This is a genomic window from Streptomyces sp. TAA486 (genome assembly GCF_000426165.1).
In genome coordinates this window covers 217,923-242,664 of the sequence record NZ_AUEV01000009.1, presented here as the reverse complement: position 1 = coordinate 242,664, position 24,742 = coordinate 217,923, and the positions used below count along the sequence as shown (strand labels likewise).

General features: G+C 70.6%; 19 protein-coding genes. 6 read left to right on the top strand and 13 right to left on the bottom strand.

What is annotated here, in order from left to right:
- Positions 1 to 47: 47 nt before the first annotated feature.
- From I004_RS0115585 to I004_RS0115550, 8 genes are all read right to left on the bottom strand, one after another.
- Positions 48 to 1,199 (bottom strand): Gfo/Idh/MocA family protein, encoded by a 1,152-nt coding sequence (locus I004_RS0115585; RefSeq protein WP_028436267.1) that lies wholly within the window; start codon positions 1,197 to 1,199, stop codon positions 48 to 50.
- Positions 1,200 to 1,355: 156 nt separating this feature from the next.
- Positions 1,356 to 1,964, bottom strand: a complete 609-nt coding sequence (locus I004_RS0115580; RefSeq protein ID WP_028436266.1) for a hypothetical protein — start codon at positions 1,962 to 1,964, stop codon at positions 1,356 to 1,358.
- A 6-nt stretch (positions 1,965 to 1,970) separates the two neighbouring features.
- Entirely contained in the window at positions 1,971 to 2,837 is an 867-nt protein-coding gene (locus I004_RS0115575) for a carbohydrate ABC transporter permease (protein WP_028436265.1), read from the bottom strand.
- Positions 2,837 to 3,835 (bottom strand): carbohydrate ABC transporter permease, encoded by a 999-nt coding sequence (locus I004_RS0115570; RefSeq protein WP_037976326.1) that lies wholly within the window; start codon positions 3,833 to 3,835, stop codon positions 2,837 to 2,839. Before I004_RS0115570 ends, I004_RS0115575 begins: the two co-directional genes overlap by 1 nt.
- A complete protein-coding gene (locus tag I004_RS0115565) occupies positions 3,835 to 5,118 on the bottom strand; it encodes an extracellular solute-binding protein (protein WP_028436263.1) in 1,284 nt (427 codons plus the stop codon). Before I004_RS0115565 ends, I004_RS0115570 begins: the two co-directional genes overlap by 1 nt.
- A 41-nt stretch (positions 5,119 to 5,159) precedes the next feature.
- Positions 5,160 to 5,903 (bottom strand): cupin, encoded by a 744-nt coding sequence (locus I004_RS0115560; protein WP_028436262.1) that lies wholly within the window; start codon positions 5,901 to 5,903, stop codon positions 5,160 to 5,162.
- A gap of 76 nt (positions 5,904 to 5,979) precedes the next feature.
- Positions 5,980 to 6,930: a DUF6807 domain-containing protein gene (locus I004_RS0115555; RefSeq protein ID WP_028436261.1), complete on the bottom strand. Its 951-nt coding sequence runs from the start codon at positions 6,928 to 6,930 to the stop codon at positions 5,980 to 5,982.
- Between the two features lie 7 nt (positions 6,931 to 6,937).
- Positions 6,938 to 8,125 carry a Gfo/Idh/MocA family protein gene (locus tag I004_RS0115550; RefSeq protein WP_028436260.1) on the bottom strand — a complete coding sequence of 396 codons (1,188 nt, stop codon included), beginning with the start codon at positions 8,123 to 8,125 and terminating at the stop codon, positions 6,938 to 6,940.
- A 324-nt stretch (positions 8,126 to 8,449) separates the two neighbouring features.
- Between I004_RS0115550 and I004_RS0115545 the strand changes: the two genes are divergently transcribed.
- Together I004_RS0115545 and I004_RS0115540 are read left to right on the top strand one after the other, a co-directional pair.
- The gene (locus I004_RS0115545) at positions 8,450 to 9,610 is read left to right on the top strand and encodes a LacI family DNA-binding transcriptional regulator (protein WP_028436259.1); all 1,161 of its coding nucleotides are present in this window, start codon (positions 8,450 to 8,452) and stop codon (positions 9,608 to 9,610) included.
- Between the two features lie 98 nt (positions 9,611 to 9,708).
- Positions 9,709 to 10,584: a sugar phosphate isomerase/epimerase family protein gene (locus I004_RS0115540; protein WP_028436258.1), complete on the top strand. Its 876-nt coding sequence runs from the start codon at positions 9,709 to 9,711 to the stop codon at positions 10,582 to 10,584.
- A 184-nt stretch (positions 10,585 to 10,768) separates the two neighbouring features.
- Here the strand turns inward: I004_RS0115540 and I004_RS0115535 are convergent, their stop codons facing one another.
- The gene (locus I004_RS0115535) at positions 10,769 to 12,178 is read right to left on the bottom strand and encodes a S28 family serine protease (protein WP_028436257.1); all 1,410 of its coding nucleotides are present in this window, start codon (positions 12,176 to 12,178) and stop codon (positions 10,769 to 10,771) included.
- 165 nt (positions 12,179 to 12,343) lie between these two features.
- On the opposite strand from I004_RS0115535, the gene I004_RS0115530 reads away from it, so the two are divergent.
- The gene (locus tag I004_RS0115530) at positions 12,344 to 12,847 is read left to right on the top strand and encodes an NUDIX domain-containing protein (protein WP_028436256.1); all 504 of its coding nucleotides are present in this window, start codon (positions 12,344 to 12,346) and stop codon (positions 12,845 to 12,847) included.
- A gap of 133 nt (positions 12,848 to 12,980) precedes the next feature.
- On the opposite strand, the gene I004_RS0115525 is transcribed toward I004_RS0115530, so the two are convergent.
- The 3 genes from I004_RS0115525 to speB all read right to left on the bottom strand — a co-directional run bounded on the left by I004_RS0115525 (position 12,981) and on the right by speB (position 21,485).
- Positions 12,981 to 15,761 carry a glycosyl hydrolase family 65 domain-containing protein gene (locus I004_RS0115525; protein ID WP_078511243.1) on the bottom strand — a complete coding sequence of 927 codons (2,781 nt, stop codon included), beginning with the start codon at positions 15,759 to 15,761 and terminating at the stop codon, positions 12,981 to 12,983.
- Between the two features lie 67 nt (positions 15,762 to 15,828).
- Positions 15,829 to 19,758, bottom strand: a complete 3,930-nt coding sequence (locus I004_RS34130; protein ID WP_051345082.1) for an ABC transporter ATP-binding protein — start codon at positions 19,756 to 19,758, stop codon at positions 15,829 to 15,831.
- A 698-nt stretch (positions 19,759 to 20,456) separates the two neighbouring features.
- The gene (speB, locus tag I004_RS0115515) at positions 20,457 to 21,485 is read right to left on the bottom strand and encodes an agmatinase (RefSeq protein ID WP_486580012.1); all 1,029 of its coding nucleotides are present in this window, start codon (positions 21,483 to 21,485) and stop codon (positions 20,457 to 20,459) included.
- A 163-nt stretch (positions 21,486 to 21,648) separates the two neighbouring features.
- Between speB and I004_RS0115510 the strand changes: the two genes are divergently transcribed.
- The 3 genes from I004_RS0115510 to erm all read left to right on the top strand — a co-directional run bounded on the left by I004_RS0115510 (position 21,649) and on the right by erm (position 23,744).
- Positions 21,649 to 22,452 (top strand): phosphatase, encoded by an 804-nt coding sequence (locus tag I004_RS0115510; protein ID WP_028436253.1) that lies wholly within the window; start codon positions 21,649 to 21,651, stop codon positions 22,450 to 22,452.
- A gap of 63 nt (positions 22,453 to 22,515) precedes the next feature.
- The gene (locus I004_RS39490; protein WP_158677040.1) at positions 22,516 to 22,683 is read left to right on the top strand and encodes a hypothetical protein; all 168 of its coding nucleotides are present in this window, start codon (positions 22,516 to 22,518) and stop codon (positions 22,681 to 22,683) included.
- 293 nt (positions 22,684 to 22,976) lie between these two features.
- Positions 22,977 to 23,744, top strand: a complete 768-nt coding sequence (erm, locus tag I004_RS0115500) for an ErmE/ErmH/ErmO/ErmR family 23S rRNA (adenine(2058)-N(6))-methyltransferase (RefSeq protein WP_028436252.1) — start codon at positions 22,977 to 22,979, stop codon at positions 23,742 to 23,744.
- A gap of 42 nt (positions 23,745 to 23,786) precedes the next feature.
- Here the strand turns inward: erm and tesB are convergent, their stop codons facing one another.
- A complete protein-coding gene (gene tesB, locus I004_RS0115495; protein WP_028436251.1) occupies positions 23,787 to 24,677 on the bottom strand; it encodes an acyl-CoA thioesterase II in 891 nt (296 codons plus the stop codon).
- Positions 24,678 to 24,742: the final 65 nt, after the last annotated feature.

Below are 24,742 nucleotides of genomic sequence, written 5' to 3'. Positions count from 1 at the left end.
AGGTCTCCCTCGAAGCCTGGATCGGGGTCCTGGACCGGGACCGGGTCTCAGAGCGACAGCTCCGGAACGGACATGCGACGGCCCTCCGCCGAGGAGAGCAGGCCGAGTTCGGCGAGTTGGACGCCGCGGGCTCCGGCGAGCAGGTCCCAGTCGTACGGCGTCCCGAGCGCGACGTGCCGCAGGAAGAGCTCCCACTGCGCCTTGAAGCCGTTGTCGAACTCCCCGTTGTCCGGGACCTCCTGCCACTGCTCCCGGAAGACCTCCGTGGCGGGCAGGTCGGGGTTCCATACGGGCTTGGGCGTGCCGGAGCGGTGCTGTGCGCGGCAGCGGCGCAGTCCCGCGACGGCCGAGCCCTCCGTGCCGTCGACCTGGAACTCGACGAGCTCGTCGCGGTTGACGCGCACCGCCCAGGAGGAGTTGATCTGCGCGACGATGCCGCCCTCGAGCTGGAAGACGCCGTACGCGGAGTCGTCGGCGGTGGCTTCGTAGGCCCGCCCCTGCTCGTCCCAGCGACGCGGGATGTGCGTCGCCGCGAGGGCCTGTACGGAGGTGACCCGGCCGAAGATGCCGTTCAGCACGTACTCCCAGTGCGGGAACATGTCGACGACGATGCCGCCGCCGTCCTCGGACCGGTAGTTCCAGGAGGGTCGCTGTGCCTCCTGCCAGTCGCCCTCGAAGACCCAGTAGCCGAATTCGCCGCGCACCGAGAGGATGCGCCCGAAGAAGCCGCCGTCGACGAGGCGCTTGAGCTTGAGCAGCCCCGGCAGGAACAGCTTGTCCTGCACGACGCCGTGCTTGATGCCCGCCTCGTGCGCGAGCCTCGCGAGGGAGAGAGCTCCGTCGAGGCCAGTGGCGGTGGGCTTCTCGGTGTAGATGTGCTTCCCGGCACCGATCGCCTTGCGCAGCGCGTCCTCGCGGGCGCTGGTGACCTGGGAGTCGAAGTAGACGTCGATGCTGCCGTCGGTGAGGACGGCGTCGAGGTCGGTGCTCCACTCGTCCAGTCCGTGCCGCTCGGCGATCGCCTTGAGCGCGAGGTCCCGTCGGCCGACGAGCACCGGCTCGGGCCACAGTGTGCTGCCGTCGCCGAGGTCGAGGCCGCCCTGCTCGCGGATGGCCAGGATGGAACGCACCAGATGCTGGCGGTACCCCATGCGTCCGGTCACGCCGTTCATGGCGATGCGCACTGTCCTGCGTGTCACGTGGGTCGTCTCCTTCGGTCACCTGGGGGGTGGCAAGATGGGCAGCAAGCGCTTTCTACCCAGAAAAGCTAGCCGCGTTTCTCCGGGGTCCACAAGGCCCTGCGGGTCCGGCACGTACGGGTAAGCGAAACGGCACTCGCCGGGCGGCCGCCCGGCTCACTGTCCGCGCCCCGGCCGCAGCTCGACGGCCGTCAGTGCCAGGGCCAGGGGCCCGGGCAGCAGGAGGACGACGGGCAGCAGGGCCCAGGCACACACCGCCGCCGTGAGCACGGCCAATAGCACCAGGCCGCTGCCCGGCAGATCCCGAACCGTGCGGACGGCACCTGCCTGCACGGCGGGGAGCCAGCCCGGAAACTGCTCGTGCGACGGCTGAGCGCTCGCGCGCAGCCCGACCACCGCGGCCGCGGTGGCCACCACGGCCAGTGCCAGGGCGAAGGGCGCCGCGCCCGGCAGACCGGCCGAGGCGAGCCCTGCGTCGGCGGCCACGAGGAGGCCGAACGCGAGCGCGGCCGCACCGGCGGCCCATTCGCCGCGCCGGGTCAGCCGCTTCCGGAGGACGACGAAGTAGCGTCCCGCCGTGCACGGTTCGGCATATAGGCGCCGGCGCCTCAGCAGGGTGCACGCCGTGGACAGCGCGGCCGGAAACGTGACCAGCGGCAGCGAGGCGGCGGTCGCGGCGACGCCGAGCGCGAGCACGTCGGCGAAGAGTTCGAATCGCGCTCCGAAGAGGTCGCCGCGGTCACTGCGTACCCGCGAAGTGCTCATGTGAGGTCAGCCTTTCAGACCGGAATTGGCCATGCCCTCGACGAGCAGCCGCTGGAAGGCCAGGAAGAACAGCACGATCGGCAGCAGCGCGAACACGGACATCGCGAACATCGGCCCGTACGCGGACTGGCTGGAGGTGTCGACGAACGTGCGCAGCGCCAGTGTGAGTGTGTACTTCTCCGGCTCGAAGAGATAGATCAACTGGGTGAAGAAGTCGTTCCATGTCCAGATGAAGGTGAAGATCGCGGTGGTGATCAGTGCTGGCCTGGTCAGCGGAAGAACCACGCGGGCGAAAATGCGGAACGGCCCGCAGCCGTCGATCTTCGCCGCTTCGTCCAGCTCGCGCGGCAGGCCGCGCATGAACTGCACGATGAGGAAGACGAAGAAGGCGTCGGTGGCCAGGAACTTCGGCAGCACCATCGGCCAGAACGTGTTCACCATGCCGAGCTGGTTGAAGACGATGTACTGCGGGATCAGAACGGCGTGGTGCGGCAGCATGATCGTGGCGATCATGAAGGCGAACAGCGGCCCGCGCATGGTGAATCGCAGCCGCGCGAAGGCGTATGCGGCCAGCGAGCAGCTGAGCACATTGCCCAGGACGGCACCGACCGAGATCGTCAGCGAGTTGCCGAACAGTTGGAGCAGCGTGACGCCTTCGATGCCCTCGGCCGCGGTGCCGTAGTTCTCGGTGGCCAGCCGGGAAGGCAACAGGGCGAGGCTGGCGAGCACTTCGTCCGCCGGCTTGAACGAGGTGGCGACGAGCCAGGCCAACGGGTAGAGCAGCACGAGGAGTACGGCCAGGGCGCCTCCGTGGAGCGCGACGCGCCGCCACTCGATCCGGCGGTTCTGCCTCGGTACGGCGGTGGCGGACATCAGTCGGCCTCCTCGTTCGCGTAGAAGACCCAGGACCGGGACGTGCGGAACAGCACCGCCGTGACGATGCCGATGGCGAGCAGCAGCATCCACGCCATCGCGGACGCGTAGCCCATGTGCGAGGCGGTGAAGCCCCGTTCGTAGAGGTAGAGCGTGTAGAAGAGCGTGGAGTCCGCAGGTCCGCCGCGGCCGCCGCTGACCGCGAAGGCCGGGGTGAAGACCTGGAAGGCCTGGATGGTCTGGAGCACCAGGTTGAAGAACAGCACGGGAGAGAGCATCGGCAGGGTGATCGAGGCGAACTGCCGCCACCTGCCTGCCCCGTCGACGGCCGCTGCCTCGTAGAGGTCCTGCGGGATCTGCTGGAGTCCGGCGAGGAAGATGACCATGGGTGCACCGAACTGCCATACGGTCAGCAGCGCGACGCTCACCAGGGCCCAGCCCGGGTGGTTGACCCAGCCGCCGATGTGGAAGCCGAGGCCGCTCATCAGGTTGTCGACGGTGCCGCCGTCGTTGAATATCGCCCGCCATACCAGCGCGATGCTCATGGAGGCGCCGAGCAGCGAGGGTGCGTAGAAGGCGGACCGGTAGAAGTTCCGCCCGCGCCGCATCGACTTCAGGGCGAGGGCGACGGTGAGCGCCAGGGCGAGTTGCAGCGGCACGGCGACGAGCACGTACAGCAGCGTGTTGCCGATCGAGCGGAGCAGCCGCGGGTCCTCGGTGAACATCTGCACGTAGTTGCGCAGGCCGATCCACGACGGCGGATCGAAGAGGTTGTAGTCGGTGAACGACAGATAGAGCGAGACCGCCATCGGGATCAGCGTGAGCACGGACGCGCCCAGCACCCACGGGGAGAGGAACACCCAGGCGGCCCCCTGGCGTTCGCGCCGGGGCGGGCGGCCGGGGCCCTTCGGGCCCGTACCGCGCGTGCTGTCCGCCGCGGGCCCGGCTCCTGCGGGCGCCGCCGTCGAGGTGGCCGGGGCGGTGGAAGTGTTCGCCATCAGGGCCTCAGCTCCGCTCGTGCCTCGGTGAGGAAGTCCTCTGCGGCCTCGCGTGGTGAGAGTTTCTCGAAGGAGACCTGGTCGTAGTCGCGCTGGAAGGTCGACTGAAGTCCGTTGTCGCCGCGCGGCGGGGCGGCCGGGGGAGCCTTGAGCTTGCCCTGCAACGACGTCTGGAGCCGGGCCACCTGCTTCTGGAATCCGGTGACGGTGGAGAGCACCCTGCGGCGCTGCGTGCTGTTGACCGGGGTGCCCCTGTCGACACCCATGATGTCGGCGGCCTTGTCGGAGTTGAGGAAGAAGTCGATGAACTGGGCGGCCTCGCGGGGGTGTTCGCTGCCGGCCGCGATCCCGAGCAGCATGGACGGCTTGTAGTACTGACCGAACGTGCCGTCCTCACCCGTGGGGGTCGGGGCGATGGCGAGCCGGTCGCCGTACATCGCCTCGTAACCCGCCGACGGGGCGTCCCAGTTGAACTCCGCGATGGACCTCTTGCGTCCCATCGGTGTGTCCTCCACCGACCCGGACATCTGCGTGGTGTCCGTGGCCGGACTGACCAGCCCCTCCTTGCGGAGCGCCGAGGTGAAGGACCACCAGCGCGCCAAGTCACCCGCGCTGAAGGCGATCTGCCCGCCCTTGGTGTAGAGCTTCTTCCCCTGGCCGCGCAGCCAGATCTCGAACTGGTCCTCGGCGGCTCCCGGGTCGGTCATGGCGTAGGAGCCGCGGTCGTCCTTGATCTTGCGCAGCGCCCGCACCCAGTCCTGCCAACTCCACCCTGGCTGGGGCTGCTTCACCCCGGCCGCGCGCCATGCCTTCTTGTCGTAGGCGACCGTCTGGGTGCCGATGCCCATGGGCAGGGCGTACTGCCGGCCGCCGACCTGCCCGGTGCGCAGCAGTGCCGGATCCATCTTGTCCGTGGGGAGATGCTTGCGCTGCCGGGACAGGTCGAGCATCACGTCGGAACCCGCGTACTGGCTGATCTGCCGGTAGTCGAGCTGGATGAGGTCGGGCACGTCGCCGCCTGCCGCCTGGGTGGCGAGCTTCTGCTTGTAGGAGTCGTACGTGGAGTAGGAGGTCTGGATGTCGATGGACGGATGGGCCCGTTCGAAGGCGGTCACGGCCTTCTCGGTGCGGGCGGCGCGGTCGGCGTTACCCCACCAGGTGAAGCGGAGCGTGACCTTGCCGTCGGCGGCGGCCGAGGGTCCGCCTCCGCAGCCGGTGAGCGTCGCGCACAGGGCGATGGCGACGGCCGCCGCGCAGGACGCCCTTGTCCTGGGTGCGGGCATGCGATGAACCTTTCCGGTACGTGCGGTCGGTGCAGTCGGTGCTATTCGCCGTAGTACGGCAGCGTGGTGCCGGGCAGTTCGTACTCGTCGCGGCGTCCGCACATCCCGTAGCCACCGCGCCGTGTGGGCTCCGCGGAGCGGGCGCGTGCGGCGGAGAGGTGGGAGGCGTCGCCGTCGGCGAGCGCGGCGAGGTGCTGCCCGGTGAGTTCCGCGGCCGCCAGCGCACCGTCACGCCAACGCGGCTGCCAGGCAGCCACCTTGGGGGCGACGATGCCCGCGGCGGCCCGGTGGAACGCGTGCAGCGGCTCGGTGTCGCCGTCCTTCACCGCGTCTCTCAGGACCAGGAAGCCCTGCACGGCGAGATCGCGCCGCTCACGTGCGGCACGGTCGGCTTCGGGGCCCTCCTTCGCGGGCAGCGCGGCCGCGGCGGCGTACGCCTCGGGGTCGGCCAGCACCTCCTGCGGAAAGGTGAACACCGCGTCGCCGGCCTCCGGGAGACCGCTGTTCTGCATCAGCACGGTCACCCGCAGCCCGGCGCCGTTCACCATCCGGTGCACGGTTCCCGGTGTGAACCATGCGATGACGCCGGGCTCCAGCGGTGTCTCGGTGAATCCGCCCTCGGGGCTCAGCGTCTGGACGGCGCCCTCTCCCCCGGTGACGACGTACGCCTCGGTGCAGGCGAGGTGGATGTGGGGGCTGCCGCCGCACACGCCGTCGGCGGCCTCCCAGTCGTAGGCGGTGATGTGCGACAGGCCTATCCCGCCCGGCAGCGGTGCGTCCAGCACGTGCGGTCTCCTTCAACTCGGCGTTCGGGATGGGTCGTTCAGGGGTCGCGGTTCAGGGACGGTCTCTCCCGGCCGGTCACCATGGGATCGCCTTCAGCTGCCGCTCGATGCCGTCCGCGTCCCAGGCGCCGTCTGCGACGAGCATCCTGTAGCGGTACGAGAAGGAGTCGCCCGGCGGCAGGACGAACTCGTCGAAGAACGCCCAGGAGAAGGCCACGGTCGGGATGGGCTCGGAGCGTACGAACCAGTGCGAGGCGTGCACGGACTCCTCGTTGCCGGGAGCGTGCGCGAACACGATCGTCGAATGGGCGTCCACGTCGTCGTGTTCGCCGACGAAGCCGATCCAGGAGTGCTCGCCGGCGGGCTGCCCCATCATCTCCTCGTCGGTGCTCGGCCCGGCGGGAGAGAGCACCTGGCCACCGGTGAAGTCGCGGGGACCGCGCCACTGCAGCCCCGTGTAGCCGGCCATCTCGCGGCCGTGGGTCGTCGGCGAGCCGAACTCCAGTGGTTCGCCGCGGGTGTTGGTGAGCTCGATGGACCAGTCGATCGCGTATGCGCCGCTCACGGCGTCAACCGAGTGGAGCGCGACACCGCGCCGCTCGCGCGCCCACTCCTCGCCGCCGTTCTCGACCCAGGTGAGCATCTCGGTGAAGTCCAGCCTGTCGTCGGCCACTTCGAAGGCGTCGAAGCCGTCGTGGCGCATGAAGCCGACGAGTTCGGGACGTGGCAGATAACCCTCGCCGTGCACATAGCAGTTGCCGCCCCAGAAGTTCTGGCCCGACAGGTGGCTGGCGGTCATCTGGAGGCCCTTGTGCCAGCGGTGGTCGTTGGGCCGGTAGCCGGTGACCGTGCTGCCGGCGAGGGTGCGCAGCGGGTGCGCGTACGGTTTGCGCGATTCGAAGGCGACGGGATCGGGGGCGTAGACGTAGGCCATCAGTTCCGTACCGCCGGCCTCGACGCCTATGCGCTCGCCGTGGGTGTGCGTGACGGTGACGGGAAGGTGATCACGGGGGGAGGTGGCGCTCATCGTGCTGTCAGTGCTCCTTCGGTGCCCAGTCCGGGTGTTCGCCGTGCATGGCCTTGTAGAAGGGGTCCTGCGGTGTGATGTCACCCTGGTGCACGGGCTGAGCCGTGAACGCCGACTTGTATAGCGCAGCGAGGAATTCGAGCGTGCGACGGGCGTCGGGGCCGCTGCCCGGGGGGCGTTCGCCCTTCTCCATGGCGTCGAGGAAGCCGCCGAGCTGGGCCGCGTGCGAACTGGGCACGTCGGCGGCAGGGGTGCGCCAGTGGGAGGTGCGCTCGGAAAGGCTGCGAGCGTGCGGGGCCGGGGTGTAGGCCCAGTCGTCGTTGCCGTACCCGTACAGGTGCGTCAACTCGACGGTCGCATCTGTGCAGTCGATGCGTATCCGGCTGACCTCGTCGGGGCTGAGCACGCTGTTGACGACTGTCGCCATGGCGCCGCTCTCGAAGCGGACCAGTGCCGTGGAGACGTCCTCGCTCTCCACGTCGTGCACGAGCCGCCCCGCCATGGCACGTATCTCGCTCCACTCGCCGAGCAGATGCAGCAGCAGATCCATCTGGTGGATGCCGTGGCCCATGGTCGGCCCGCCGCCCTCCGTGGCCCAACGTCCGCGCCACGGAACGGAGTAGTACTCCGTGTCCCTGTGCCAGGTGGTCTGGCAGTGGGCCACCAGGGGTGACCCGAGGCCTCCGGAGCGCAGGAGTTCGCGGGCGTGTTCCGCTCCCGAGCCGTAGCGGTGCTGGAAGACGACGGAGGCGTACGGACCGCTGCGGGCGGCCGGGTCGCCGGGCTCTGACGAGGCGTCGGCTCCGCCGTTGCCGCCGGCGCCGTTCTCCGACGGCCCTTCCTCCGCCGCGATGGTGTCGTACTCGGCGAGCGAGAGGCACAGCGGCTTCTCGCACAGGACCCACGCCCCTGCGCGCAGTGCCGCGCGGGCCTGTTCGGCGTGGAGGGAGGGCGGCGTCCCGATCAGCACCAGGTCCGGCTGTTGCGCCGCGAGCATCTCCGTCATGCCCGGATATCCGCTCACGCCGTCCCCCGCCTCGGCGAGGAAGTCAGCGAGACGGCTCTCGTCGACGTCGACCGCGCCAACGAGGCGCACACGTGAGGCGTGTGCCCGCAACGCGGTCAGATGAGCACCGGTGATGATGCCGCCGGTGCCGACGACTGCGGCGCGTACCGGAGTCTTCTCGAACGCCATACAGCAGTGGCCTCCCAAAGAGTGCAAGCGCTTACCGTGGCGAGGACACTAAGGGTGCTTGATATGACAGGACAAGACCCTGTGCACCAGGGGACCGGAATGCCTCGTTCCAAACCGGCCGGGGAACCGGTTGCGGTAACCAAGGGACACACGGAGTGAGAACATGGGCGCGCCCGGCCACCGACGAACACGACTGTGGCGTGTGCGCTGCACTGATGCACATTCGCGTCAACCGCGCCGCCGCGTCGCATCACCAGTGCACGACCGACCGGTGAGGGCGCTCCCCCAAGGCATTTACGTGAACTGTGGACAACGGAGGACTGGATGGCAGTGACTCTGGCCGATGTGGCGACGCGAGCAGGGGTCTCGGCAGCGACCGTCTCGCGCGTGCTGAGCGGCAACTACCCTGTCGCGGGCGCCACCCGCACACGGGTCATGCGCGCGGTCGAGGAGCTGCAGTACGTCGTCAACGGACCCGCCAGCGCACTCGCCGCGGCCACTTCCGACCTGGTCGGCGTCCTGGTCAACGACATCGCCGACCCGTTCTTCGGCATCATCGCCAGCGCCGTGCAGAGCGAGATGGGCGCCGGGGGTCAGGGCGGCGGCGGCCAGAAGCTCGCCGTCGTCTGCAACACGGGCGGCTCGACGGAGAGCGAGCTGAGCTATCTCACACACCTTCAGCGCCAGCGCGCGGCCGCCGTCGTCCTGACGGGCAGTGGCGTGGAGGACGAGAAGCACGGCGCCGCGCTCGCGACCCGGCTGCGCCGCCTCGCCTCCGGAGGCACTCGCATCGTGCTGTGCGGCCGGCCCCCTCTCCCGCCGGAGCAGAAGGACACGCACCAAGGCCCCGAACGGGAGCAGCCACGGCCGCCCCAGGAGAACGGACGGGACGGAGAGGGCAGCGCGGACACCGGGGACGGCATAGTCACCCTCGCCTTCGACAACCGCGGCGGCAGCCGCCGCCTCACCGAACATCTCCTCTCGCTCGGTCACCGCAGCATCGGCTACGTGACCGGCCCGTCCGACCGCACCACCACCCGGGACCGCCTGGAGGGCCACCGGCTCGCCATACGGGCCAGAGCCCCCGAACTCCTTGCCGACGCCGAGCAGTTCACCGTGCACGGCGGCGCCTACGACCGCTCCTCCGGCTACGACGGCGCCCTCGAACTGCTGCGCCGCGTGCCCGACCTGACGGCCGTTCTCGCCGCGAACGACACTGTCGCGCTCGGCGTCTGCGCCGCGCTGCGCGACCAGGGCCTGCGCATCCCCGAAGACGTCTCCGTCGCGGGCTTCGACGACCTTCCCTTCAGCGCCGACGCCTCGCCGACGCTCACCACCGTCCGCATCCCCCTGCACGACGCGGGCGCCCGCGCCGGGCGGCTCGCCCTCGGCCGCGAGACTCCGCCACCCGGCGGTGTCGCCACCGTACGGACCGAGCTCATGGCGCGCGGCTCGACGGCTCCACCGCCCGGGCCCCGCGGCTGAGCTGGGACGCCGCCTCTCTCACCCCGGCGCGGAGGCACGTGCGACCAGTTGACCCCCGGAGCTTGTACGAGCACAGGGGCATCTGGTCCGCTGTGCTCATGCGACTCGCCTTCTCCACCCTCGGCATCCCTTCCCTCCCCGTTCCCGACGTCGTACGTCTCGCGGCCGACTCCGGCTTCGAGGGACTGGAGCTGCGCGCGCATCCGGAGGAGCCCGTCCACCCGGGTCTGACCCTGGCCGAGCGCGTCGACGTGGTCGAGGAGTTCAAGGCGGCGGGCGTGGAGGTCCTGGCGATCGCCGGGTACGCCAAGGTCGCGGCCCCCGGCGACGACGACGCCGTGCTGACGGACGTGCAGGAACTCATGGAGCTCGCACGGGACTTGGGCGCGTCGTTCGTACGGGTCTTCCCTGGCGGCGGCGACTGCAGCCGCGAGGAGGCCGACGCGACGGCCGCACGCCGGCTGGCGGCCCTGGCGCCGCTCGCCGCCGACCTCGGCGTGCGACTGCTGCTGGAGACGCACGACTCCCACAGCACCGGCGAGGACGCCGCCCGCGTCCTCGCCGCCGTGGGGCATGCCTCGGCCGGTGCGCTCTGGGACGTCATGCACACCTGGCGCGCCGGTGAGGACCCGGGCACGAGCCAGCGTCTCCTCGCCCCGTTCCTGGGCTATGTGCAGGTCAAGGACATCGTCTCCGCGGACGACACCACTCCGGTGCCGCCCGGCGAAGGAGTCCTGCCGCTGCGGGAGGTGGTCGGGCTCCTGACGCACGCCGGCAACGCGAAGGACCCCATCGGGGCCGTCGGGACCGGGGGCAGCGTGGCGACCGGGCCGCACTCCGACCCGTCACGCGGCTGGTTGTGCTGGGAGTACGAGAAGCGCTGGTACCCGCAGGTGCCTGAGCTCCCCGGGCTGCTTCCGTCGGTACGGGACCATCTGCGGAGCCTGATGACGGGCGAGGACGCCGGGAAGTGAGCCGGGAGGCGACGCCGCGTCGTTCCGTGCCGTCGTCCTGCCCGATGCCCTGATCCCGTCACGGCTCACCTCCCCCGGCCCGGCGCGCCCGGGCTCGCGGTCGCGGACAGACCGGTGCCCGGCCGGGCCGAACTGGCCCCGGCCGGGCACCGGTTGTGCAGAGTGAACGGCGGTGCCGGCAGCCTTACGGCCGCAGCATCCGGTCCTCCTTGACGGGACGGTCCAGGTCCGCGTCGTACTTCGTCAGGCGCTTCGGCTGCGCACCCTTCGCGGGCTCCACACCGGCCCACTTCAGCAGCGCGGCGGTCGCCTTCTTCTTGTCCTCGTCGCTCAGCCCCGCGATGTTCGCACCGTGGTTGGCTCCGGGCGCCTCGAGCACGTACGCCTCATCGGTGCCCTTGCCGACGCTGAACGGCTCGGCGCTCCACGGGTCGTTCTCGCCGTTGACGAAGAGCATCTGGGACGCGTGGGCGCGCACCCACTTGTCGACGTCCTTCATCGCCTTACGGTCGAACTTCATCGGGATGTCACGCGGCACGTACGTGCGGGGCTTGTTGAGCCCCGGGTACTTGCGCACATCGTCCAGGAGCGGCGACTCGTAGTCGGGTGAACCCATCTGCGTGCCGGCCTGGTAGTAGTACGGCGTGTAGTACTCGATGCCCTGGTCGGAGCCGGCCTCCCAGCCGCCGATCTCGTTGCCCCAGTCCCACAGTTCCTGGGTCTTGGCCTTCGTGGAGGGTACGGCGTCGCACTCCTCCTTCTCGAGGTGGTACTGCCAGAAGCCCCACACGATGTCCTGCGCGACGAGTTCGAAGGCCTTGTCCGCGCTGCCGGCCAGCTTGAAGGTGTAACCCTCCTTCTTGGCCAGCTCCTTCAGCCGCTTCACCATCTCGCCGCGGCGGTCGAAGATCTCGTGCTGAGCGGCGTTGAGCTTGTCGCGGCACTTGTCGGAGCCGACCTTCTCGAAGAAGGTGTAGTAGGCCGAGTCCTCGTCGTTCTTCACGTCGTTGGGCGCGACGTAGGCGACGGTGCCGTCCATGTCCTTGGGGAAGAAGCGGCGGTAGTACGTCGCCGTCATTCCGCCCTTGCTGCCGCCGGTGGAGATCCAGCGCTCGCCGTAGATCTTGTTCAGCGCCTTGAAGATGCGGTGCTGGTCGCTGGCCGCCTGCCAGATGTCGAGCTTCGACCAGTCGGCCGGGTCGGGCCGGGACGGCGTGAAGAACCGGTACTCCATGGAGACCTGGTTGCCGTCGGTCATCTGCGTCGGCTCGCTGCGCCTGGGCTCCTCGTTCAGCCCGTAGCCGGACGTGAAGTAGACAGTGGGCCGGTCCTCGCTCTTGTGCAGCAGTGAGATGCGCTGCTTGAAGGTCCCCTTCTCGGGGTGCCTGTGGTCGACCGGCTGTTCGTAGTTGAGGAGGAAGAAGCGGTAGCCGTCGACCTTCTTCTCCTCGATGAAGCTCATCCCCTTGATAGCGAGGACGCGGTCCTTGATGTCGGTGTCGGCCGCTGTGGCGGACGACATCGACGCTCCGCCGGCGCCGGCAGTGCCTATGAGCACCGCAAGCGACAGCGTCCATCTGAGCGTTCTTCGCATGCGCTCTCCCCTGGATCCGTCAAAGGTCGAGGTGAACTTACCGGCAGGGATGGCGTACCGCCAGATCTGTCGCCCCTGCACGAGATGTCGCATGCGTTACAGCTGCGCCGTGGCCGGCGTCGCGGGCCCGCGGAGATCCGGAGGACAGGGCCTAGGCTGCGCACCATGACCGACTACCGGCATCAGCCGCAGCCCCTGGTCACCGGCCCCCGCAACATGGCCCTGCTCGCCTTCCACGACGCGCGCGACCAGCCGGAGGACTCCGCCTTCGACGACGCGCCCATGGGATACGCGCTGGTCGTGCTCTGGCACGAGGGGAAGGTGCTGATGGTCTACGAGCGGGAGCGCGAGTGCTGGGAGCTGCCGGGTGGCGGGATCGAGCCCGGGGAGTCCCCGCGGGCGGCGGCCGTACGGGAGCTGTGGGAGGAGACGGCTCAGCTGCTGGAGCCGGGCGAGCTCCGCTTCGTCGGGCACACGCGCACGGCGCTGGGTACGAGCGGACGCGTCCTGTACGGCGGGGTGTTCACCGCGCACACCGACCGGCCGCGCGCCTTCGCGCCCAACAACGAGGTGTCGGCGGTCCACTGGCGCGCGAACGGTGAACCGCTGCCGGGCGGCGGCATGGTGCAGACGGTGGACGAATACATCGTGGATCTGTGCAGGGACTGAGCGGCCTGCCGGACCCGGCTGCCCCCGTCCCCGGATGACTCCCGGCGGGACGGCTCCGGGTGGTGCTCCCTGAGGAGCGCACCGCCCGGAGGCCCGCGTGGCGACGGCCGAGGTGGTCAGCCGCGGCCGGGCCTCACCGGGTCACCCGCAACTCCTTGATGCCGGCGGGCTTCTTCGCGTCCTTCGAGGTGACCGAGACCCGTACGTAGCGGAAGGACCCGCCCTCACCGGCGGCGTGCCACTTCTTGCCGTCGGCCGACACCTCGGTGCGGTGGCTCGCGGGCTTGCCGGCCCACTGCGGCTCGATGCTGCCGCCGGCGCCGACCGTGCGTGCGAGCCGCACGGTGAGCGAGCCCTTCTTGCCGTCGGGCAGCCAGGACGTGGCCGAGTTGCCGTCGACGGCGGAACCCGCGTACATGCCGGACTCCTCCGAGGAGGCAGCGGCCTTCTGGCAGCGGGCGACGTTCGGCGTCGGCTCCTGGTCGGGCCTGCGGGTCTTCAGCACCACCGGTTGGTCCCGGCTGACGACCTGCTCGCCCTGCGGCGTCTCCAGCGTGACGGGCTGACCCCTCGTGAGCCGGACGGTGGTCCGGTGCGCCCCGAGCTCGACGTCGTACGTACGGCCCTGCCAGCGCTGCCCCTTGAGCGTGACCCCTTCGGAGAGCTGCGGCGGCAGCATCGGGTCCAGCTTCAGCTTCCCCTCGCGCAGCCGCTGCCCCGTCAGCCCGTGCGTGAAGACCTGGAGGAAGCCGCCCTTGCCGGTGACGAAGTCCTGCGCGGGCTGTCCCGCGTGCGGGTCGGCCGCGCCGGCCTTCTCACCGCGCGCCTCGGAGAAGAGCGCGAACGGGCTGCGCACGAACGGCTCGATGGAGCGCTTGAGATAGGTGTACGTCGAGCAGCCGGGCTCGTCGTTCTGCGCGGCGTCCACGGCGTGCACGGAGTCCGTCATCGCGGGACCGTCCGGGTCGGTGCGGGCGGCGTAGTAGTCCAGGGTCCGCCGCGCGGTCGCCTTGGACATCGGCCACTCCAGCGGGTACTGGAGCAGCACCGTGTCGGCCTGCTTGATGGTGGAACCGTCGTAGCCGTCGTACTGCTCGAAGACCTTGTTCTTCTTGTCGTAGGGGATGCGCAGCTTGCCGGCGATCTTCGTCCACTGCGGCGGCGCCTTCTCGCCCAGCAGGCCGGCGGCACGGGTGGCGTGGCGAAGGGCGGTGGCGGCACCGGCGTTGGTGAACACGCCGTCGTCGACGCCGTTGCTGTACTCGTCGGGACCGGCGACGTTCTTGACGGAGTAGCTGCCGTCCCCGTTCTTCTCGGCGCGGCCTGCCCAGAATTCGGCGATGCCCTTCAGCAGGGGCCAGCCGCGCTCGCGCAGCCAATCCCTGTCACCCGTGGCGAGGTAGTACTGCCAGGCCGCGAGCGCGATGTCGCTCTGCAGGTGGTTCTGGGTGCGGCAGTGGGGCGGGTCCCAGCTGTGGCACTCCTTCCACAGGTCGCCGTCCCTGCCGGTGGTCCAGCCGTAGAAGAGGCCGTCGTGGCCGAGCTTCCGCGCGTTGGTCCGTGCGCCCTCGCGGGTGCGGTAGCGGTAGTCGAGGACGGACCTTGCCAGGTCCGGGTGGCTTGCGAGCAGACCCGGGAACATCCACGTCTCGGCGTCCCAGAAGATCGCGCCCGCGTAGTTGTCGCTGCTGAGACCGGCCGGGGCGATGCTGTCGTCGCCGCCGCGCCGGCTGCCGGTGAACAGCCCGTACTGGGCGGAGCGGAGCCACTTCTGCAGCTCGGGGCGGCCGTCGACCTGGATGTCGCTGCGCCACAGCCGCTTCCAGGCGGCGCTGTGTGCCGCGTACGTGCGCTCCCAGCCGCGCACGGCGGCACTGCGGGAGGCGGCCAGGGCGCTGCGCTCCGGTGCGTCGGAGGTGTGCGCGGTGTCCACGCCGACGTACTTGGTGAACTCGTACGACGTGCCGCGCTGCGCACGGAAGGAGACGCCCTGCTTGGCCGTCAGCTTCCTCGCGGGCGCGGCCTTATGTTCACTTGTCACACGTACGCCGGGTCCCGGTCGCAGCGTCGAGGCGACGGCTCCCTCGGTCTTCGTGCCGTGCGTGTGGAAGGCGACGTCCATGGTCCGCTCCCCGGGACGCGACGCCTTGCCGGTACGGTCGCCGCCACCCGTCTGCGAGACGCGGCGCGCACCACGGCCGTCGATCACGTCGGTGACGCGGGCCGCGCCGCTCCAATGGGGACGCATCCGGACGCGCACGGCGCCCGAATGCTGGTGGTTGCGGTCGGCGAGGACCTCGTAGGTCAGGTCCGTCGCGCGTCCGTCGCGGGCGGTCCAGGTGAGCGAGGTGCGCACCAGGCCGCGACGCATGTCGAGGGACTGCTTGTAGTGCGAGATGCGCCCGGCCGGGGTGTCGGAGGAGAAGGTCTCGCCGGAGTCCCCGCCGGTGGCCACATTCAGCGTGGACCACGTCGGGAGAGCGGCGAGCGCCTGCTTGTTCTTGGCGGTCTTCTGGTTGTTCGCGTACAGCCCGGCGACGAACGAGCCGTCGTACCGCGGCGTGAACAGGGGCCAGCCGGACTTCTCGCCGCTCGCGCTGTAGCCCGAACCTGACGGAGCGACGCGCTGGCCGAGATAGCCGTTGCCGACGTACGCCCGGTAGCTGTCGTCCGGATCCCGTTCGCGCGAGGTGAGCACCCATCCGCCGTGCCGGGCGTCCGGCGACGTGGCGGAGGCAACGGCGCCCGGCGGCGCTGTGGTTGACGCCTGAGGCACCGCTGCCACGAGGGTGCAGGCCAGCAGGGGCAGCGTCAGACGGTGAAGGTTCCCCCTGGGGGCACTCCCCCTGGCCGCGCCGGGGGGAGAAGTCAGGGGGAGGCGCGAGGGGTAATGACGACGAAGGGGTCCGAGCATGGATCGAAACTAAAGTTATGAACACATCCAGTCAACAGACCGCGCTTTTTCGTCAAACCTTTGAACGCTAACTCTTGACCGTCGATACGCCGACCGGTTCAGTGCCGCCCACGAAGGTGCGCCACAGCTTCGCGTACTTGCCGTCCTGCTCCAGCAGTTCGCCGTGCGTGCCGTCCTCCACGATCCTCCCGTGGTCCAGGACCACGACCCTGTCGGCGCGCGCGGCTGTCGTCAGACGGTGTGCGACGACGAGAGTGGTGCGCCGTCCGGACAGACGGTCCGTCGCCTGGTTGACCAGCGACTCCGTCGCCAAGTCCAGCGCCGCGGTCGCCTCGTCGAGCAGCAGGATGTCGGGGTCGACCAGCTCGGCGCGCGCCAGCGCGATCAGCTGCCGCTGTCCGGCCGAGAGGTTGCGGCCGCGCTCCGAGACGGGGTGCAGATAGCCGCCGGTCAGGGTGGCGATCATGTCGTGGGCGCCCACCGCCCTTGCCGCCGCCTCGACTTGTGCGTCGTCGGCGTCGCTGCGTCCGTAGGCGATCGCGTCGCGCACCGTCCCGGGAAACAGGTACGGCTCCTGCGGTACGACGCCGAGCCGGTGCCGGTAGGCGGGCAGATCGAGCGTGCGCAGATCCGAACCGTCGACGAGCACGGCACCCGTTGTCGGGTCGTAGAAGCGGGCGACCAGCTTGACGAGGGTCGACTTGCCGGCGCCCGTCTCGCCGACGAACGCGACGGTCTGCCCCGCCGGAACGTCCAGTTCGATGCCGGAGAGCGCCTCTTCCTCGTGCGTGCCGCCCTCCGCGGTGGCGTAACGGAAGTGCACGTTCTCGAAGGTGATCTGGCCGCGCAGCGAGCCGGGATCGACCGGGTTCCGCGGCGCCGGAGTTGTGGTCTCCTCACGCAGCAGCTGCTGGATGCGGCCGAGCGCGACCGACGCCTGCTGATAGCCGTCGAAGACCTGGGAGAGCTGCTGGACCGGCGAGAAGAAGAGCTCGATGTAGAGCAGGTACGCGACGAGGGCCCCCGCGGTGAGCGACCCCTCGTCGATGCGTCCGGCGCCGACGACGAGGACACCGGCCGTGGCGAACGAGGCCAGCAGCTGCACGAAGGGGAAGTAGACCGAGATCAGCCACTGCCCGCGCACCCGCGCCTGCCGGTAGCCGTCGCTGCGCTCGGTGAACCGCGCCGTGCCGCGACGCTCGCGCCGGAACGCCTGCACCATGCGCAGGCCCGCGACGGACTCCTGCAGATCGGCGTTGACGACGCTGACGCGCTCGCGTGCCAATTCGTACGCCTTGACGCTGTGGCGGCGGAAGTACACCGTCCCGACGATCAGGACCGGCAGCGTCGCGAAGACGACCAGCGCCAGCTGCAGATCGAGCAGCAACAGCGCGATGAGGATGCCTAGGAAGGTGAAGACGGAGACGACCGCGGTGACGAGGCCGGTCTGCAGGAACGTCGACAGCGCGTCCACGTCGGTGGTCATCCGGGTCATGACCGCACCGGCCAGATGGCGCTCGTAGTAGTCGAGCCCGAGGCGCTGAAGCTGCGCGAAGATCTTCACCCGCAGCGCGTACAGCACGCGTTCGCCGGTGCGGCCCGTCAGCCGCATCGCGGCGTACTGCGCGACCCACTGCCCTGCCACGACGGCCAGCGCCACCGCGGAGGCCGTCCAGACCGCGCCGAGAGCCGCCTTCTGCACGCCGTCGTCGATGCCGTTGCGGATCAGCACCGGCAGAGCGAGTCCGAACCCGGCGTCGAGGGCGGCGAAGAGCAGCGCCACGGCGAGCGCCGCGCCGAAGCCACGCAGAAGCCGGCGCAGCCCATAGGACTCCTCGGCTCGCTCGGCCTGCGCCTCGTCGACCTCCGGTACGTCGTCGGCGGGCGGCAACGCGGCCACCCGGGCGAGGAGTTCGGGGCTGCCCGGCGAGGCGGCCAGCTCGGAGGCGAAGCCGCCGGGACGCCCGGCCTGCGCTCCGCTCACGTCGGTGCGCGCCGTGACGGTGGCCCCGTCGGGCGCCGAACCCTCGCGGCGCACCCACAGCTCCGGGGTGATGCCGCCCTCAGCGGGGACGGCGTCCGCACCGGCTGAGGCCGTCCCGGAACACGCCAGGCCCGCGGGGTCCCGCTCGACCTCGCCCAGCTCGTCGGGATCGGTCAGCAGTCTGCGGTAGAGCGCACAGCGCTCCGTCAGCTCCTCGTGCGTGCCGACGTCGGCGAGGCGCCCGCGGTCCAGTACGGCGATCCTGTCCGCGAGGGCGAGCGTCGACTGGCGGTGCGCGATGAGCAGCGTCGTGCGGCCCGCCATCACGCTCCGGAGCGCTTCGTGGATCTCGTACTCCACGTGCGCGTCGACGGCGGACGTCGCGTCGTCGAGAAGCAGCAGCCGGGGGTCGGTCAACACGGCGCGGGCGAGCGCGATGCGCTGGCGCTGGCCGCCGGAGAGCGTCAGGCCCTGCTCGCCGACGGTGGTGTCGTAGCCTTCGGGCAGTTCGGCGATGAAGCCGTCGGCCTGCGCGATGCGGGCGGCGGCGTGGATCTCCTCGTCGGTCGCGTCGGGTGCGCCGTAGGCGATGTTCTCCCGGATGGAGTCGGAGAAGAGAAAGCTGTTCTCCGGCACGAGGCCGATCGCGGAGCGCAGCGAACCGATCGTCAGGTCGCGCACGTCGTGCCCGCCGACCCGTACGGCGCCGCTCGTCACGTCGTAGTAGCGCGGCAGCAGCATCGCGAGGGTGGACTTGCCGCTGCCGCTGGAGCCCACGACGGCGACGGTCTCGCCGGGCTCCACGCGCAGCCGGAAGCCGTCCAGAACCCTTCCGCGCGCGGCGGGCCCGGCCCCTTCCGCCTGGTCTGCGTGTTCGCCGTCGCGGCTTTCGCCGCCGGTCCCGGTGGCGTCCTCCGGGCCGTCCTGCCGCTCGTATCCGAAGCCGACGTCGTCGAACTCCACGGACGCCTCGGCGTCGGCGGGCAGTTCGTGCGCGTCGGGCCGCTCGGTCATCTGCGGCTCTGTGTCGATGAGTTCGTAGACCCGCTCGACGCCAGCGCGTGCCTGCTGCCCCACGGTCAGCATCATCGCGAGCATCCGTACGGGCCCGACGAGCTGCGCGAGATAGGTGGAGAAGGCGACGAACGTGCCGAGCGTGATCTCCCCGCGCGTGGCCATCCAGCCGCCCAGCGCCAGCATGCCGACCTGCCCCAGCGAGGGCACGCTCTGCAGGGCGGGGGTGTAGCGGGAGTTGAGGCGCACCGTGCGCAGCCGCGCGGCGAACAGTTCGCGGCTGATGTCGCGCAGCTTGCCCTTCTCCTGCTCCTCCTGGCCGAAGCCCTTCACCACGCGCACGCCGGTGACAGCCCCTTCGACGACGGAGGCGACGGCGCCGGCCTGCTGCTGCGCGTACCAGGTGGCCGGGAAGAGACGTGTGCGGCTGAGGTTGGCGATCCACCACAGCGCCGGGAAGACGGCGAGCGAGACGAGCGTGAGCACCGGTGAGAGCACGATCATCACCACGAGCGCGACCGCGAAGAGCAGCACGTTCCCGATCATCATCGGCAGCATGAACAGCAGGCTCTGCACCAGCTGCAGATCGCTCGTGCCACGTCCGACGACCTGCCCGGTCGACAGCTCGTCCTGGCTGCGCCCGTCGAGGCGGATGATCGCGCGGTACATCTCGGTCCGCAGATCGTGCTGGACGTCGAGGGCGAGCCGCCCGCCGTAGTAGCGGCGCGCATAAGTGAGGACGTAGATGGCGGCGGCGGCGAGCAGCAGCAGGCCGATCCACAGGGCGAGGCCGCCCTCGTTGCCGACGACCACATCATCGATGATCACCTTGGTGAGCAGTGGGACGAGCGCCATGACGCCCATGCCGGCGAGCGAGGCACCGACGGACAGCACGACGGCACGCCGGTAGCGCCAGCAGTACGCCGTGAGCCGCTTCGCCCAGCCCTGCCGGGCCGAGGGCCCGCCGTCCGCCGCCTTCTCCGCCGGCCCGGCTTCCAGGTCCGGCCCGTGGGGCAGGACCCGCGGGCCCTGCCCCTCCTGCTTCTCGTCAGCCGGTTCCGTCCCCGTCGTCACCAGTGCCCTCGCTTCCCGATCCCCAAGATGTGCCTGGCGCGCGGGGAGAGGCCCCGCGCGCCGCCGCCGAAGGCTGCAACGTCCCAGGGCAGGGGATTCATCCCGCCGTGACGAACGCCGGCGAAGTCACGACTTTCGGCCTAGGACCCGAGCACCAGAGAGGACCGGCGGGACGGAGGGAGAAATCCGGCCGAACGACAACCGGGGCGGTCCGGAGAGCGGGGGGCTCTCCGGACCGCCCCGGCGGGGACGTCCATGGAATGCTGACAGGCGGCACCCCCCACAGGGCCGACGCTGTCGCCGTCATGTTTCGTCCCCATCCCGCGGGACCGCAGTGGGAAGTCTGTCGGGAACTTTCCTGAGATGCACCACCGACCGACCAGATTCAGTAACGTTTTGTGTTAAACCACGTTCGCACAGTTACCGCTTACTGTGTGTGAGCGTGATCACACGCACCGCTTCCACCAGCCATGTTCCCCCGGCGTCCGATGCCCCGGGCAAGCACGTTGTGCGAGCAAGCGCATACACTCCGTTCGCAATACGGCTGGAAACCGCCCCATGTGCGTCTCTCGAACCACTTGTCGAACCGGATTCGCACGGAACCCGGCGAGCACTCGCGTCACCTACTGCCCCGTGCGTCCCTCGGCGATCTGCCGTGCCATGAGCGTCGTCAGTTCATAGGCCGTGTGCGAGGCGGCGACCGAGGTGATCTCCGCCTGGTCGTAGGCGGGGGCGACCTCCACCAGGTCCGCGGAGACCACACGGCAGTCCGCGAGGCCGCGGATGATCTCCAGCAGTTCGCGTGAGGTGAGCCCGCCGGCCTCGGGGGTGCCCGTGCCCGGCGCGTGTGCCGGGTCCAGCACGTCGATGTCCACCGAGATGTAGAGGGGCCGATCGCCGATGCGCTGCCTCAGCTGGTCCGTCACCTCGTCGACGCCGCGGCGCATCACATCCGCCGAGGTGACGATGCCGAAGCCCATCCTCGCGTCCTCGTCCAGGTCCTTGCGGCCGTAGAGCGGACCGCGCGTGCCGACGTGCGAGACGGCCGAGGTGTCCAGCAGCCCCTCCTCGAAGGCCCGGCGGAACGGCGTGCCGTGCGTGTAGGCGGCCCCGAAGTAGGTGTCCCAGGTGTCCAGATGGGCGTCGAAGTGGAGGAGGGCGACCGGGCCGTGCTTCCGCACGACCGAGCGCAGCAGCGGCAGAGCGATGGTGTGGTCGCCGCCGAGCGTCATCAGCCGGGCACCACTGTCGAGCAGACCGTCGGCGGCCTCCTGCACGGTCTCCACGGCCTCGCCGATGTCGAACGGGTTCGCCGGGATGTCACCGGCGTCCGCCACCTGCGCGAGAGCGAAGGGCGCGGCCTCCTGCGCCGGGTTGTACGGGCGCAGCAGCCGGGATGCCTCGCGGATGGCGTTGCCGCCGAAGCGTGCGCCCGGCCGGTAGGAGACACCGGTGTCGAAGGGGACGCCGACGACGGCGACATCCGCGGTGCCGCCCACCTCGTCCAGACGTGGCAGCCGCGCGAACGTCGCGGGCCCGGCGTAGCGAGGTACGCGGGAGCTGTCCACCGGCCCGACGGGCTCCGGCCGGTGGGCACGTTCGGGCTGCTCGGCGGGTTGCTGGGACTCTCCGTGCTGCTCAGCGTTGCTCATGGGCGCGAGCGTAGACGCCCGGGAAGCGGCCGCTCGTTGGCCGTAACCGGGAGCGCGGGCCGCCGACTTGTCCGCCGCGTACAGGTGTGGCGGGGCCGGGTGGCGCGCGGCGGATGCCGGGCGCGCCTGACGGGGCCCGCACCCCAGGGGTGACAATGGCCGCATGCCCATATTCGCGCCCGCCGCCGCACCGACCAGGTCCGAGCTGATCGACCACCTCGTACGCACCCGCATCGCCGGCGACGTGGCCACCCCCCGCGAGAACAACCTGTCCCACTACCGCAAGCTCGCCAACGGCGACCGGCACTACTGGCTCGGCCTCGAACTCGGCGACCGCTGGACGGACGAACAGGACGTTCTCGCGGTGATGGCCGAGCGCTGCGGCGTCATCGACGACCCGGACCACCGCACCGGCCAGGACACCATCGACCCGGAGATGACCGTGGGCGCCCTCGACCGGTCGGCGGCGGAGCTGCGCAAGGCCGCGGAGGGCCGTCTGCGGGTGCTGTTCGCGACGGGACACCCCGGCGCGCTGCTCGACATGCACGGGGCACTCGCGCGGTCGCTGCACGACGCGGGCTGCGACATCGTCCGCGTACCGCTGGGCACGTACACGGACGACGGTGTCGTGGTGCAGTTCGGCGGCGTCGCGGTGCACGAGCGCGGCGCGTCCCTGTGGCACACCCACTCCCCCGCTCCGATGGCCGCCGTGCTGGACCAGCTCAGCCGGGCCGGGGAACGGCTGCCGGACCTGGTCGTCGCCGATCACGGTTGGGCGGGGTACGCCGGGCAGCAGGGGATCGAGACGGTCGGCTTCGCGGACTGCAACGACCCGGCGCTCTTCCTCGGCGAGGCCGAGAACACCCTCGCGGCCACCGTGCCGCTCGACGACCACGTCACCGACCCGCGCTTCTACGAGCCCCTCACCTCCTACCTGCTGGCGGCGGCACAACCCGGCACGGAGTGACCGCGGGCCGGCGCGGAGAAAACCGTTTGCTCCGCTGCACCGAACCCGCTTAGCGTCCTGACCATGTCCGCAGCCATGCAGGCGATCATCAACGGTGTGCGCGCCGCCGCGCTGGGGGCACTTCCCATGCCCGCAGGGCTATGGGTGAACACCGGCTGGGGCCGCATGCCCCAGCTCGTCATCCGCCCGCGCGGCCGGCGCCCGGCCCTGGCCATCCGCCAGGACGCCTGAGGCGCACCCGGCTTCCCGCTGCCGCCACGCATGCCCGGCCACGTCCGGCCGGCGGCTCCGCCTGACCGCAGCCGTCCGCTGCCGCAACACCGCTTCCGCCACGCGTCCCGGCATGTGCCCAGGGCCTCCGGTGTCCCCATCGACCGGACAGGCCCGGCAGAGCCGTGCCGTACGAGCGCCGTACGGAACGCCTCGCATGCGCGCACAAGGAACGCCTCGCTCGTCGCGACCGCGCACACCTACGCACGCCGGCACGCTGCCGCGCCCGTCCTCACACACCCGAGGACCTCGCCGTGGCACGCCGCCGCAAGACGCTCTCCCAGAACTTCCTCCACGACACCGCCGCCGTACGGCGCGTCATCCGCGCCGGCGCACTGCCCCCGGACGCTCTCGTCGTCGAACCCGGCGCGGGGCAAGGGGTGCTGACGCGCCAACTGGCCACCGGTGACCGCCGCGTCATCGCCTACGAGATCGACCCGCGACTGGCCGCACAGCTCTCCCGCAGCCTCGGCTCCCGGCCCGGACTGCGCCTGGTCCGGGGGGACTTCCTCCGCTCCCGGGCCCCACGTGAGCCGTTCGCCGTGGTGGGCAACATCCCCTACTCCCGTACGACCGACATCGTCCGCTGGTGCCTCGCCGCGTCACATCTGACCTCGGCGACGCTCCTCACGCAGTTCGAGTACGCCGCCAGGTCGACCGGGGGTTACGGGCGCTGGCCGCTGCTGACCGTGAGCACCTGGCCCCAGTTCGGGTGGCGCCGGCTGGGCCGGGTGGGCCGCGAGTCGTTCACGCCTGTGCCGCGTACGGACTCGGCGGTGCTGCGGATCGAACGGCGCGGCACGCCGCTCCTGCCGCACCGACGGATGCCCGCCTACCGGGAGTTCGTCGCACACGGCTTCACCGGTGTCGGCGGCTCGCTCGGGGCGACGCTGTCGCGCCGGCACCGCACCGCCCGTGTCCGCGCGGCCTTCGCACGCGCGGACGCCGACCCCTCCGCACCGGTCGGGCTGGTGACTCCGCAGCAGTGGCTGACACTCTTCACGGAGCTGGAGGATCGCTGAACTCCCTTGCGGCGCACGGCTCGTGCCGTGCGCCGCGCGCCCTCAGTCCTGGCCGCGCGGCACCCGCACGACACCCTCCTGGATGACCGAGACGGCGAGGCGCCCGTCGCGGGTGTAGATCCGCCCGCTGCCGAGGCCGCGTCCGCCCTGGGAGGTCGGGCTGACCTGGTCGTACAGCAGCCACTCGTCCGCACGGAAGGGACGGTGGAACCACATCGCGTGGTCCAGGCTCGCCCCGACGACGTCGCCGACCGCCCAGCCTCCGCGGCCGTGCGCCAGCAGCACCGAGTCCAGCAGCGTCATGTCGGAGACGTACGTGGCGAGGCAGATGTGCAGTGTGGGGTCGTCGAGCGCCCCGTCCAGCTTCCCGTTCGTGCGGAACCAGACCTGCGAACGGGGCTCACGCGGCTGCCCCGCACTGGCGAACGGGGGCTCCCGCACGTACCGCAGATCGACGGCGGCACGTGCCTTCATCAGCCGCTGCGGAACGTCCGAGCCGCGGAAGAGCTCCGCGTACCGGGGCAGCATGTCCGCGGCCGTCGGCAGCGTCTCGGGATCGGGCGCCTCCGGCATCGGCTCCTGGTGCTCGAGCCCCTCCTCGTACGTCTGGAAGGAACTCGACAGGTGGAAGATCGGCTGCCCGTGCTGGACGGCCACGACCCGGCGGGTGGTGAAGGAGCGTCCGTCGCGGATGCGGTCGACGGTGTAGACGATCGGCGCGCCCGGGTCGCCGGGGCGGAGGAAGTAGGAGTGCAGGGAGTGCGGGAGACGCCCTTCGGGCACGGTCCGGCACGCGGCGACGAGTGCCTGCGCGGCGACCTGCCCCCCGAACACCCGCGGGACGACGGCCTCCCGGCTGTCGCCCCGGTAGATGTCCTGCTCGACCCGCTCCAGATCGAGCAGGTCGACCAGTGACGTCAGTTCGTTGCTCATGCCTGCGATTGTGCCCGTGGTGAACTACCTGCGGTTACGGCGCAGATCACAATCCGGAGTGAAGC

Excerpts from the sequence above, each read along its gene's own strand:
- I004_RS0115580 (WP_028436266.1), bottom strand. The coding sequence starts at position 1,964 with ATGAGCACTTCGCGGGTACGCAGTGACCGCGGCGACCTCTTCGGAGCG.
- I004_RS0115575 (WP_028436265.1), bottom strand. The coding sequence starts at position 2,837 with ATGTCCGCCACCGCCGTACCGAGGCAGAACCGCCGGATCGAGTGGCGG.
- I004_RS0115570 (WP_037976326.1), bottom strand. The coding sequence starts at position 3,835 with ATGGCGAACACTTCCACCGCCCCGGCCACCTCGACGGCGGCGCCCGCA.
- I004_RS0115565 (WP_028436263.1), bottom strand. The coding sequence starts at position 5,118 with ATGCCCGCACCCAGGACAAGGGCGTCCTGCGCGGCGGCCGTCGCCATC.
- I004_RS0115555 (WP_028436261.1), bottom strand. The coding sequence starts at position 6,930 with ATGAGCGCCACCTCCCCCCGTGATCACCTTCCCGTCACCGTCACGCAC.
- I004_RS0115550 (WP_028436260.1), bottom strand. The coding sequence starts at position 8,125 with ATGGCGTTCGAGAAGACTCCGGTACGCGCCGCAGTCGTCGGCACCGGC.
- I004_RS0115545 (WP_028436259.1), top strand. The coding sequence starts at position 8,450 with ATGGCAGTGACTCTGGCCGATGTGGCGACGCGAGCAGGGGTCTCGGCA.
- I004_RS0115540 (WP_028436258.1), top strand. The coding sequence starts at position 9,709 with ATGCGACTCGCCTTCTCCACCCTCGGCATCCCTTCCCTCCCCGTTCCC.
- I004_RS0115535 (WP_028436257.1), bottom strand. The coding sequence starts at position 12,178 with ATGCGAAGAACGCTCAGATGGACGCTGTCGCTTGCGGTGCTCATAGGC.
- I004_RS0115530 (WP_028436256.1), top strand. The coding sequence starts at position 12,344 with ATGACCGACTACCGGCATCAGCCGCAGCCCCTGGTCACCGGCCCCCGC.
- I004_RS0115525 (WP_078511243.1), bottom strand. The coding sequence starts at position 15,761 with ATGCTCGGACCCCTTCGTCGTCATTACCCCTCGCGCCTCCCCCTGACT.
- speB (WP_486580012.1), bottom strand. The coding sequence starts at position 21,485 with ATGAGCAACGCTGAGCAGCACGGAGAGTCCCAGCAACCCGCCGAGCAG.
- I004_RS0115510 (WP_028436253.1), top strand. The coding sequence starts at position 21,649 with ATGCCCATATTCGCGCCCGCCGCCGCACCGACCAGGTCCGAGCTGATC.
- I004_RS39490 (WP_158677040.1), top strand. The coding sequence starts at position 22,516 with ATGTCCGCAGCCATGCAGGCGATCATCAACGGTGTGCGCGCCGCCGCG.
- tesB (WP_028436251.1), bottom strand. The coding sequence starts at position 24,677 with ATGAGCAACGAACTGACGTCACTGGTCGACCTGCTCGATCTGGAGCGG.